At 56.8% G+C, this 12,390-nt stretch carries 6 protein-coding genes; all 6 read right to left on the bottom strand.

Annotation, left to right across the window (positions count from 1 at the left end; genetic code table 11):
- Position 1 precedes the first annotated feature (1 nt).
- Positions 2 to 1,657 (bottom strand): CTP synthase, encoded by a 1,656-nt coding sequence (locus E0L35_RS17150; RefSeq protein WP_009286776.1) that lies wholly within the window; start codon positions 1,655 to 1,657, stop codon positions 2 to 4.
- Positions 1,658 to 2,191: 534 nt separating this feature from the next.
- Positions 2,192 to 3,610, bottom strand: coding sequence for an FAD-dependent oxidoreductase (locus E0L35_RS17145; protein ID WP_138800945.1), 1,419 nt, complete (start codon positions 3,608 to 3,610; stop codon positions 2,192 to 2,194).
- A gap of 36 nt (positions 3,611 to 3,646) precedes the next feature.
- Positions 3,647 to 8,089, bottom strand: coding sequence for a glutamate synthase large subunit (gltB, locus tag E0L35_RS17140; protein WP_138800944.1), 4,443 nt, complete (start codon positions 8,087 to 8,089; stop codon positions 3,647 to 3,649).
- A gap of 543 nt (positions 8,090 to 8,632) precedes the next feature.
- Positions 8,633 to 9,751, bottom strand: a complete 1,119-nt coding sequence (aroB, locus tag E0L35_RS17135; RefSeq protein ID WP_022520003.1) for a 3-dehydroquinate synthase — start codon at positions 9,749 to 9,751, stop codon at positions 8,633 to 8,635.
- On the bottom strand, positions 9,748 to 10,326 hold the full coding sequence (gene aroK / locus E0L35_RS17130; protein ID WP_009286772.1) for a shikimate kinase AroK: 579 nt from the start codon (positions 10,324 to 10,326) through the stop codon (positions 9,748 to 9,750). The genes aroB and aroK overlap by 4 nt, the downstream gene beginning before the upstream one ends.
- On the bottom strand, positions 10,326 to 12,386 hold the full coding sequence (gene pilQ / locus E0L35_RS17125) for a type IV pilus secretin PilQ (RefSeq protein WP_138800943.1): 2,061 nt from the start codon (positions 12,384 to 12,386) through the stop codon (positions 10,326 to 10,328). The genes aroK and pilQ overlap by 1 nt, the downstream gene beginning before the upstream one ends.
- Between the last annotated feature and the right edge of the window lie 4 nt (positions 12,387 to 12,390).

Genomic DNA, 12,390 nt, shown 5'->3' with positions numbered 1-12,390 from the left:
CTTATTCCTGCGAGTTCGCGTGGGCGCGACTGCGCGCTGTTTTGTAATCCAAGGCGGCGTTCACAAAGCCAGAGAACAGCGGGTGACCATCACGGGGAGTAGAAGTGAACTCCGGGTGGAACTGGCAGGCTACGTACCAAGGGTGGTCAGCCAGCTCGATGACTTCAACCAGCGATTGGTCGACGCTCTTGCCTGAGATAACCAAGCCCGCCTTTTCAAGCTCATCGATAAACTGGTTATTGACCTCGAAGCGGTGACGGTGGCGCTCGACAATCTCATCCGAGCCGTAGGCTTCGCGTGCTTTGGTTCCCGATGCCAAACGGCATACCTGGCCACCTAAGCGCATGGTGCCACCTAAATCAGACGCTGCATCACGCAGCTCGACTTTGCCTTCTGGGCTTAGCCATTCGGTGATCAAACCTACTACCGGGTGCTGGGTGTCGTGGGTGAACTCGGTAGAGTTGGCGTCGTTCCAGCCTGCCACATTACGGGCAAACTCAATCACCGCCACCTGCATACCCAGGCAAATACCCAGATACGGCACGTTGTTTTCGCGGGCGAATTGAGCGGTCATAATCTTGCCTTCTACGCCGCGCTCGCCGAAGCCGCCGGGCACCAGAATGGCGTCTTTACCCGCCAAGCGCTCGGTGCCGTGACGCTCGATGTCTTCGGAGTCAATATAGTCGACGTTGACCTTAATGCGACCCTGGATACCGGCGTGAATCAGCGCTTCGTTGAGCGACTTGTAGGCATCCAGCAGTTCCATGTACTTACCGACCATGGCAATACTGACGGATTTGAGCGGATTGAGCTTGGCATCCAGCACCTTCACCCACTCGGATAAATCTGCTTCCGGGGCTTCCAGGCGCAGCTTATCGCAAACGATCTCGTCCAGACCGTGTTCATGGAGCATCAGCGGGATACGATAGATCGTATCGGCATCCTGCAGCGGTACCACGGCACGCTCTTCGACGTTGGTGAACAGGGCGATTTTGCGGCGCTCGCTCTCTTCCAGTTCAACTTCGCTGCGGCAAATCAGAATATCCGGCTGGATACCGATGGAACGCAGCTCTTTAACGCTGTGCTGGGTCGGTTTGGTTTTGGTCTCACCCGCCGTTTTGATGTAGGGCACCAGGGTCAGGTGCATAAACAGCGCACGGTTGGCGCCCTGCTCACTACGAATTTGGCGGATCGACTCCAGGAAAGGCAGCGATTCGATATCACCGACCGTGCCGCCGATCTCTACCAGCGCCACATCAAACCCTTCACCGCCCGCGTAAACGCGCTCTTTAATCTCGTCGGTGATATGTGGAATGACCTGAACAGTGCCACCGAGATAGTCGCCCCGACGCTCTTTACGCAGTACGTGCTCGTAAACACGGCCGGTCGTAAAGTTGTTGCGCTGGGTCATTTTGGTGCGAATAAAGCGCTCGTAATGCCCGAGATCAAGATCGGTTTCGGCGCCATCTTCTGTGACGAACACCTCACCGTGCTGGAAGGGGCTCATGGTGCCCGGATCCACGTTGATGTACGGGTCGAGCTTGAGCATGGTGACCTTAAGGCCGCGGGCCTCTAAAATCGCCGCAAGCGAGGCGGAGGCGATGCCCTTGCCAAGAGAGGACACAACGCCGCCGGTCACGAAGATATATCGTGTCATGGATAACCTGTCGAAACGTGATCAGAAGGCACGGCAGAAAGCCACGCCAGGATGGGTCGACAGACTAGCAGATTACGGCTTAAGGCTCAATTTGAACTGCACTGCTTAAAGTACGCGCTGTCATTCTGAAGCATCGCATCTTGTCATTGCGAGGAGCGCAGCGACGCGGCAATCTAACCCAGATCGCCACGCTTCGCTCGCGATGACATGAAGCTAAATACGCGCTGTAAATTGTGAAGCATCGCGCCCTGTCATTGCGAGGAGCGCAGCGACGCGGCAATCTAACCCAGATCGCCACGCTTCGCTCGCGATGACATGAAGCTAAATATGCGCTGTAATTGTGAAGCATCGCGCCCTGTCATTGCGAGGAGCGCAGCGACGCGGCAATCTAACCCAGATCGCCACGCTTCGCTCGCGATGACATTTAGCTAAAGCATCGCGCCCTGTCATTGCGAGGAGCGTAGTGACGCGGCAATCTAACCCAGATCGCCACGCTTCGCTCGCGATGACATTAAGCCTATAAAGGCACTTCTTTCACACGCCCAGGTAATCCAGAATACCTTCTGCAGCCTGGCGACCTTCGTAAATCGCCGTGACCACCAAGTCAGAGCCGCGCACCATATCGCCACCGGCAAAGATTTTTTCGTTGCTGGTTTGGAAGGCGTACTGGCCGTGCTCTGGCGCGGTGACGCGGTCGCGCTCGTCCACTTGGATATTAGAGCTATCGAACCACGGCGCAGGGCTTGCCTGGAAGCCGAAGGCGATAACCACGGCATCCGCCGCAATGATCTCTTCAGAACCGGGCACTACTTCAGGACGCTGACGGCCGTTTTCATCAGGCTCACCCAAGCGGGTGCGCACAACCTTCACGCCTTCGACCTTCTCTTCACCGACGACCGCCACCGGCTGACGGTTGAACAGAAATTCCACGCCCTCTTCACGAGCATTGGAGACTTCACGGCGCGACCCCGGCATGTTGCCTTCGTCACGACGGTACGCGCAGGTCACGCTGGTGGCGTTTTGACGAATCGAGGTACGGTTACAGTCCATCGCCGTATCGCCGCCGCCCAGCACGACCACACGCTTGCCTTCCATAGAGATATAGTCGTTGGGATCTTTTTCAAAGCCCAGGCAGCGGTTAACGTTGGCAATCAGGAAATCGAGGGCCTTGTACACGCCCGGCAGATCTTCGCCAGGGAAGCCGCCTTCCATGTATTTATAAGTCCCCATACCCAGGAAAACCGCGTCGTACTCCTGCATCAAGGTCTCAAACTCAATATCGGTGCCAATCTCGGTATTCAGGCGGAACTCGACGCCCATCTCTTCAAAGACTGCCCGACGGCGCTCCATCACGCTCTTTTCCAGCTTGAACTCGGGAATACCAAAGGTCAGCAGGCCACCGATTTCTGGATACTTGTCGAACACCACCGGCTTAACGCCGTTACGGGCCAAAATATCCGCACAGCCCAGGCCCGCAGGGCCTGCGCCAATGATGGCGACTTTTTTATCCGTCCAGGTAACGTGGGACATATCCGGACGCCAGCCCATGGCGAACGCCGTATCGGTAATGTACTTCTCCACCGAGCCGATGGTGACGGCACCAAAGCCGTCATTTAGCGTGCAGTCGCCTTCGCACAGACGATCCTGGGGGCACACGCGACCACATACTTCGGGCAGCGAGTTGGTTTTGTGCGACAGCTCAGCGGCTTCAATAATGTTGCCTTCCACCACCAGCTGTAGCCAGTTGGGAATGTAGTTGTGCACCGGGCACTTCCACTCGCAGTACGGGTTACCGCAGTGCAGGCAGCGATGCGCTTGGCTCGCCGCATCGGTGGGTTTGTACGGTTCGTAAATTTCCGCAAACTCTTTGGCACGGGCGCGGGCGTCTTTTTTCTGTGGATCCTGACGACCCACATCAACAAACTGAAAATCGTTATTTAAACGGTTAGCCATGATCTCTCTCCTGTCAGCGTGAGGGGCATAAGCGGGTTATTGCGGCTGACGCCGAGACTGATCCAGCAAACTACCCAAGCTGGCTGCTTTTGGCTTAACCAGCCAGAAGTGGCGCGCATAGTCGCTGAAGTCTTCCAGAATAGCCGCCCCACGCGCGGAACCCGTCGCGGCCACATAGGCTTCGATCATTTCACGCAGGTGACGACGATACGCCTCCATGGCCTCTGTGTTAACGCGGTGAATCTCGACCAGTTCGTGGTTGTACTTGTCCACGAAGGTGCGCTCTTCATCCAACACATAGGCAAACCCACCGGTCATGCCCGCACCGAAGTTGACCCCGGTCTCACCGAGCACGCAGACCAAACCGCCGGTCATATATTCGCAACAGTGGTCGCCTGCGCCCTCGATCACCGCTGAAGCGCCAGAGTTACGCACCGCAAAGCGCTCGCCCGCGGTACCGGCGGCGAATAGTGTCCCGCCAGTGGCACCATACAGGCAGGTGTTGCCGATAATGGCCGTTTTATGACTCTCAAACTGGCTGACTTTGGGCGGTACAATCACGATACTGCCGCCATTCATGCCCTTGCCGACGTAGTCGTTGGCGTCGCCTTCCAGGAAAAGATTCAGACCCCGAGCATTCCATACCCCGAAGCTCTGCCCCGCCACGCCGACGAAATTGGCCGTGACCGGCGCCGCTTCCAATCCCTCTTCACCGTAGCGTTTGGCAATGGCACCAGAGGTGAGTGCACCCACGCTGCGGTCACAGTTGGTGATGGTGAAGTGGAATTCACCGCCCGACTGGCTTTCGATAGCATCTTTCAGCGCCGCCAGCACTTCCTGGTTTTTAGCGCCCGGATCGTGGGGCACGTTACGGCTAACCCTGCAGAACTGCGGCGCATCTTTGGGTACAAAATCATTGGCCAGCAGCGGCGTTAGATCGAGCTTACGCTGGGAAGCCGTATCACCCTCAAGCACTTCCAGAAGGTCGGTACGCCCGATCAAATCAGTGAGCTTACACACACCGAGCATAGCCATCAGCTCACGTACTTCTTCGGCGATAAAGCGGAAGTAGTTCTTGACCATATCCACGGTGCCGCGGAAGTGCTCGCCGCGCAGGAAGTCATCCTGAGTTGCGACCCCAGTGGCACAGTTGTTGAGGTGACAGATACGCAGATATTTACAGCCCAACGCCACCATGGGCGCGGTGCCGAAACCGAAGCTCTCGGCGCCAAGAATCGCCGCTTTGACAACATCCAGACCGGTTTTCAGGCCGCCATCGGTCTGCAGGCGAATCTTGTCGCGCAGCCCGTTGATGCGCAGCGCCTGATGCACTTCCGGCAGCCCCAGCTCCCAGGGTGAACCGGCGTGTTTGATCGAGGTCAGCGGGCTTGCCGCTGTACCGCCGTCGTAGCCTGATACGGTAATCAAATCCGCGTAGGCCTTGGCCACACCGGTGGCGATCGTGCCGATCCCCGGCTCGGAAACCAGTTTCACCGACACCTGGGCATCCGGATTGACCTGCTTAAGGTCAAAAATCAGCTGGGCCAAATCCTCGATAGAGTAAATATCGTGGTGCGGCGGCGGTGAAATCAGCGTGACGCCGGGGACTGCGTAGCGCAGCCGAGCAATCAGTTGGTTTACCTTGCCGCCGGGTAGCTGACCGCCCTCACCTGGCTTGGCACCTTGGGCGACCTTGATCTGCAGTACTTCTGCATTGACCAGATACGCCGGGGTTACACCAAAGCGGCCAGAGGCAATCTGCTTGATCTTGGAGCTGCGAATGGTGCCGTAGCGGGCTGGATCTTCACCGCCCTCACCGGAGTTGGAACGCCCGCCGGCTTCGTTCATGGCCTGGGCCAGCGCTTCGTGGGCTTCCGGCGATAGCGCCCCCAGTGACATACCGGCGCTATCAAAGCGCGGCAGTAAATCTTCAACCGGCTCTACGTCTTCCAGCGCAATCGGTGTTTCCGCAGGCTTGAGCTTGAGCAAGTCACGAATAGTGGCCACAGGCCGCTCGTTCACCAATTGAGCAAACTTTTTCCACTTGGTATAGCTGCCTTCCTGAACCGCCGCCTGTAGTGACATCACCACATCGGGGTTGTAGGCGTGGTACTCGTGGCCGTGGACATACTTGAACATGCCGCCTTGGGAGATGCCTTTACGGGGAATCCAGGCGTCTTTTGCCAGCAGCGCCTGCTGCATCTGCAGCTCGGCAAAACCGGCGCCCTGAATGCGCGAGGCCATACCGACAAAGCAGAGATCCATTACTTCATCTGCCAAGCCCACGGCTTCAAACAGCATCGAGCCGCGGTAGGAAGCCAGCGTCGAGATACCCATTTTAGACAGGATCTTGAACAGGCCTTTCTGCAGCCCTTTACGGTAGTTCTCACGACCGTCAGCCGGGTTGCCGGTCAGCTCGCCCGTGCGGTGCATATCCGCCATGACCTGATAAGCGAGCCACGGATAAACCGCCGTAGCGCCCACGCCAAACAGCACCGCCATTTGGTGGGCGTCGCGAGCGTAGCCGGTTTCTACCACGATGTTGGCGTTGGGGCGCAGCGCCAACCGGCCTAAGTGAGAGTGCACGGCACCCACGGCCAGGGCAGCCTGAATGGGAATCAGGTCTTTCGTCAGCTCCGCATCGGTGAGTACCAGAATGACTTTACCGGCGCGGACTTGAGCTTCTGCCTCCTCACATAAAGCTTTAAGCGCTTGATGCAAGCTCTGCTGATCGGGGTCGTAACCCAACGACAGTGTATAGCTGGCAAACGCTGGATCGTTCTGGCTAACCAGGGCGGTAAACTTGCGTGGGGACAGTACCGGTGTGGTCAAGATCAAGCGATGCGCGTGCTCAGGCGTCGCTTTAAAGACGTTAAGCTCAGCGCCACAGCAGGTTTCCAGCGACATCACGATCGCTTCACGCAGCGGGTCGATGGGCGGGTTGGTGACCTGAGCAAACTTCTGACGGAAGAAGTCAGTCAGCAGGCGCGGGCGGCTCGACAGCACCGCCATGGGCGTATCGTCGCCCATGGAGCCAACGGCTTCCTGGCCACTCTCTGCCAGCGGGCGCAGCACCTGGTCACGCTCTTCGAAGCTAACCTGGAACAACTTCTGCTGAACGTTGAGCGAATCGGCATCCATGGTTTGGAAACGCGCAAGCTCGGTCAGTGCCGACTCTAAATAGTTCGCCTCCTGCTTAAGCCAACGCTTATAGGGGTAGGCGGATTTCAGTCGCTCATCGATATCGGTGGTGTGCAGCACTTCGCCGGTTTCGGTATCCACGGCGAGCATTTGACCAGGGCCAACGCGGCCCTTAGCGACCACGTCTTCCGGCTTATAGTCGTAGGTGCCGATTTCAGAGGCCAGGGTAATGTAGCCATTCTTGGTCATTACCCAGCGCGCCGGGCGCAGGCCGTTACGGTCTAGCATACACACCGCTTGGCGGCCGTCGGTCATCACTACGCCCGCCGGGCCGTCCCACGGCTCCATGTGCATGGAGTTGTATTCGTAGAAGGCGCGCAGCTCGGCGTCCATGGTCTCTACGTTCTGCCAGGCGGGCGGCACCATCATGCGTACCGCGCGATGCAGCTCCATACCGCCGGTCAGCAACACTTCCAGCATGTTGTCCATACTGGAGGAGTCGGAGCCGGTGGTGTTAACGATCTCGTCCAGCTCGGTGATATCCGGCAGACGCTCGTTAACGAAGTTGGCTTTACGCGAGTTCGCCCAGCCGCGGTTGGCCTCAATGGTGTTGATCTCGCCGTTATGGGCCAATAGACGGAACGGCTGTGCCAACGGCCAGCGCGGCGCGGTATTGGTCGAGAAGCGCTGGTGGAAAACGCAAATGGCAGTTTCCAGGCGCGGGTCATTCAAGTCCTGATAAAACGCCGGTAGGTCTTCCGGCATCACCAGGCCTTTATAGGAGACCACTTCTGACGAGAGCGAGGCGACGTAGAAGTCTTCTTCACCGCGTAACGCCTGCTCGGCACGGCGGCGGGCCATAAACAGGTCAACATCGAAGTGTTCACCCTGGCCTGGCTGCACAAACAGCTGACGAATACGTGGCAGGCAGTCCAGCGCCATGGGGCCGCAAACGCTGGAATCGGTGGGCACATCGCGCCAGCCAACCACGTTCAGCCCACGTGCTTCCAGCTCGCCAGTCAGGGTATCGCGGGCATGCGCTTCACGGGCATCATCGTTGGGTAGAAACACCACACCCACGGCAAAGCGTTCGCCCAGCTCAGCATCAAACGCCTCTTTGGCCAGCGCCTGCATAAACGGGGTGGGCATTTTCAACAGCAAACCACAGCCATCGCCGGTTTTGCCGTCGGCAGCGATACCACCCCGGTGGGTCATGCAGGTCAGGGATTCAATGGCAGTTTTCAGCAAATCGTGGCTAGCCTGGCCTTCCATATGGGCAATCAGGCCAAAACCACAGTTATCGCGAAACTCGCCAGGCTGGTGAAGACCTCTATTCATGGGCGTGCCTCTACTAGTCAGCGTATTTTTTTAGCAGCGTGCTTATGGTATAAAGGACGGTTTCGCTTTTTTTATAGTGCTTATAACCTGCCCAGAATGGGGTACTTCCCAAGTTCGCTGCCGCAACAAAATGGCCGGTCAGCATAGCGATTGCTAGCCACTTTGCGCAATCTCTTGGCGCCCACATCGTTAGAGAAACTCTTTTCAAATCCTGTATTTGCATCCTCATTCAAGGAAAAAATACATATACTTCAACCACTTGTAACAAGGTAAAACGCTATTTTAACGCTTTTTATTTTCCATTAAACTTTAGTCTAAACAGCGCCCAAAAACCCATGCCGATAGCGCATAAGGCATACGGATTATATAAAACAGCGTTCGACAAATGGGCTCACGATGTAGCCGAGCGAATAAAAAACCGCCCAATGAAAACCACTCTACGTAAGGAGCGATCCATTGGGCGGATAGGATATAGCTGACCAGGTTTTGAAATGACCAGTTTTTGGAATGAATAAGTTTTGAAATGACTAGCTGGTGAAAGGATTACTTTTCCACTGGACAGCGCGGGTAATCATCGAGCAGCGTGCGAAGGACATCAACGGGCGTGGCATCGCTAACACAAGCATCGCCCAGGGCGTTAAGCAGCACCAATCGCAGCCGCGTATCGATATTTTTCTTATCCAGCCGCATGCGGGTTAAAAAGTCATCGCTGGTCATATTCGCCGGTGCCGCTAACGGTAGCTCGGCGCTCTCGATCACCGCCAGGCTGCGTGCTAGCGCCGCATCGGTGAGCCAGCCCAAGCGTCGGGAAAGCGTTGCCGCCATGGCCATGCCAGCGCCCACGGCTTCGCCGTGTAGCCAGTTGCCGTAGCCCTGATGCGCCTCAATGGCATGACCAAAGGTGTGGCCCAGGTTGAGCAGCGCGCGGACGCCCTGTTCCGTCTCATCTTCGGCAACAATGTCTGCTTTGATTTGGCAACTTCGTGCAATGGCGTCTGCGACGACCTCAGGCTCCACATCAAGTAGTGCGGGCATGTTGGCTTCCAGCCAGCTTAAAAACGCTTCGTCGCGGATCAGGCCGTACTTGATAACCTCGGCCAGCCCGGCGGAGAGTTCGCGACGGGGCAGACTCTTGAGCGTATCAATATCCACCAGCACCGCTTTGGGCTGCCAGAAGGCGCCAATCATGTTTTTCCCCAGCGGATGGTTAACGCCGGTCTTGCCCCCCACCGACGAATCCACCTGGGAAAGCAGCGTGGTGGGCACTTGGATAAACGCTACACCTCGCTGATAGGAAGCGGCGGCGTAGCCGACCATATCGCCGATCACTCCACCGCCTAAAGCAATTAGCGTGCAGCGGCGGTTAAAACCGGCCTCTAGCAGCGCGTCCCAAATACGGCTGACCTGTTCGATGGTTTTGTATTGCTCGCCATCGGGGAGTATGACCGTGCGCACTTCCAGATGATCCGGCAGGCTAGCGCAAAGCTTGTCCAGGTAGAGCGGCGCGATAGTCTCGTTAGTGACGACCATCACCTGCTGGCCGGCCAGATAAGGCGTTAGCATATCGGCACGCCCCATCAGCTCGGTGCCAATATGAATCGGATAGCTGCGCTCGTCTAAAGCAACATGAAGGGTGCGTTGCGCGCTGGCTGTCGAGTTCATGGTGATACCTTATGGTTAAGCGTTTTAGCCGACGATGATGAGGGCTCAAGTGGATCTACCAACCGATGCACCCGGCGCAGAATTTCATTGACCACCGCTCGCGGGCTGCGCCGGTCGGTGCGCACGGCAATATCCGAGGTGGCGCGATAGAGCGGGTCGCGCTGGGCAAACATATCGTTGAGCACCTGCTCGCGGTTGGCGCACTGCAGCAGTGGCCGGTTGCGATCTTTCGCTGTCCGTTTGAGCTGCTGGTCGACGGTGGTCAGCAGATAAACCACCGTGCCACGCTCGCGAAGTGCGCGGCGATTCTCTTCGCGCAGCACCGCACCGCCGCCAGTGGCGACAACGACTGGAGAGAGCCGGGTTAGCTCATCAATCATATGAATTTCCCGCAGGCGAAAGCCCTGCTCGCCCTCGACATCAAAAATCCACGGGATATCTGCCCCGCAGCGGTCTTGGATGGCGTGGTCACTGTCGTAAAACGGGCGCGCAAGCTCGGCCGCCAATAGGCGACCAATGGTGCTTTTGCCAGCCCCCATGGGGCCTATGAGAAATAAATTGGGTAAATCCTGCATCAGCGAACCGTTAAGCCATCGTCTAGGAGTCGTGGAGTAATAAAGACTAACAACTCTACCTTTTCATTGCTCTCTTCGGTATAGCGAAACAGTCTACCGAGCAAAGGAATATCACCCAAAAGCGGTGTTTTGGCGATTTGGCGCAGCTCTTCGGTGGTCAAAATTCCGCCTAACACCACCGTTTGGCCGTTATCTACCAGCACTTGGGTCTCAATCTGGTTGGTATCAATCGGCGGTTCACCGCCAAACTCCGATTCACGAAAACTGTCATTTTTAATCACCAGATCCATAATAATGCGGTTATCCGGGGTAATCTGCGGGGTGACTTCCAATGAAAGCTCGGCTTCTTTGAATTCGGTATCCGGATTGTCGTTGCCATCCACACTCTGGAAGGCACGCTCTTCACCCTGGCTAATTTTGGCGGTACGTTGATTGGCGGTAATAATTCTGGGCTGAGAAATAGTCTGGCTTTTCCCTTCGCTTTCCAGTGCGCGCAGCTCCAAATCCAACAGGATATCACCAGATAAGTAGCCAAAGCTAAAACCGGTGCCCGGCCCAGTGGCAGCACCTAAATCCACAGCCAGGCCGCCCTGTGACCGGTTGATGCCATCGGGGTTGATATCCCGTCGGCTGAAGGTGCCATCTTCCGCCTCCTGAAAGCCGCGGGTACTCGACATACCCCAGTTAACTCCCAGTTCACGGGAAGCAGTGTCCCTTGCAATGACAATGCGCGCCTCAATCTGTACCTGCCGAACAGCCACATCCAGGCGGTCAATGGTGCGGGCAATATCACGCACTTGATCAGCGGTATCTTGCACCAGCAGCGTATTGGTGCGGTTATCAATGCTGACGCGCCCCCGCTCGGTAAGCAAACCAAAGCCGTCATCGCCACCTCCGCGTAGCAACTGAGCTAAATCTTTGGCCCGTGCATACTTGATCTCGATAAACTCGGTGACCAACGGCGAGAGCGTTTCGCGCTGATTGCGCGCCTCTAGTTCCTGGCGTTCCAAATCGGCCAATTCACTAGCGGGCGCTACCACGATCACATTGCCCTGCTCACGGCTCGATAGCCTCTTACTTTGCAGAATCAGTTCGAGCGCCTGATCCCAGGGCACATCATTTAAATTGAGCGTTACACGCCCCGATACGCTATCGCTGGCGACTAAATTTAGCCCGGTAAATTCGGCCAGTTTCGCTAGCACCGAGCGTACTTCTATATCCTGAAAATTAAGACTCAACCGTTCGCCGGTGAAGCGTTCACCTGTCGTCTGGGAGGGTTGCGCCTTCTGACTGGCCGGCTGGACTTCCACAGTCAGCGTGCGGCCATTTTGCGTGGAGATCATCGCATAAGCGCCCTGCGTGGCGATCGCTAACTGGGTGGCGTCCTGGCTGGTGCGGGGCGTAATCCGTGTTATGGGAGTGGCGAAATCGGTGACATCGTAGATTTGGTTAAGCGAGTCTGGCATCGCCACATCGCGCAGATCCACCATCACTTGATCAGGACCGCCTTCCCGCACGTTCGCCTCGACGCCTTCGCGATCAAAGGTGACTATCAGCCGTCCGGCACCATCGGTGCCGCGACGAAAGTCAATATTCTCAACCTGCGGCCCTTCATCGGTTTCAAGCCCCGCTGAAGCGATGCTGGGCGAAGGGCTAGGCAAGCGGCTGGCACCTGAAGCAAAGGTAATGCGTAGGCGATCATCCATTACCCGTGATGTGAACGCCTGCGACTCGCTCAGATTGACCACCAAACGCGTGCGGCCATTGCCCTCCAGCGCGGTAATCTGTTCGATACCGTTACGATTAACGTTGATGCGCCGATCAGTGAGACCACTTTGGGTTGCTGCCAAATCCAGCGTCACTCGGGGAGGAGAGTCTAAGCGGTAGCTGCGTAGTTCAGGCATATCACCGGTAAAACGCAGGTCAAGATGGGTTCCACCGTTCTTAGCGGGTTGAACCTCAATACCGGTCAGCACCGAGGCAGCTGCCAATGAGGGCAACAGTAAGCATAGTGCGGCCATGGCCATGTAGAGAGTGATTCGCCAAGCTGTAACTGCCATGAGC

It is taken from the genome of Halomonas sp. ATBC28 (assembly GCF_005937175.1).
Taxonomy (GTDB): Bacteria; Pseudomonadota; Gammaproteobacteria; order Pseudomonadales; family Halomonadaceae; genus Vreelandella; species Vreelandella titanicae.
Note: the sequence above shows the minus strand (reverse complement) of the source record. Positions and strands in the feature narration are given on the sequence as shown.

Bases quoted from the DNA above. Each gene is read 5' to 3' on its own strand.
- gltB (WP_138800944.1), bottom strand. From the start codon at position 8,089: ATGAATAGAGGTCTTCACCAGCCTGGCGAGTTTCGCGATAACTGTGGT.
- aroB (WP_022520003.1), bottom strand. From the start codon at position 9,751: ATGAACTCGACAGCCAGCGCGCAACGCACCCTTCATGTTGCTTTAGAC.
- E0L35_RS17145 (WP_138800945.1), bottom strand. From the start codon at position 3,610: ATGGCTAACCGTTTAAATAACGATTTTCAGTTTGTTGATGTGGGTCGT.
- aroK (WP_009286772.1), bottom strand. From the start codon at position 10,326: ATGCAGGATTTACCCAATTTATTTCTCATAGGCCCCATGGGGGCTGGC.
- pilQ (WP_138800943.1), bottom strand. From the start codon at position 12,386: ATGGCAGTTACAGCTTGGCGAATCACTCTCTACATGGCCATGGCCGCA.
- E0L35_RS17150 (WP_009286776.1), bottom strand. From the start codon at position 1,657: ATGACACGATATATCTTCGTGACCGGCGGCGTTGTGTCCTCTCTTGGC.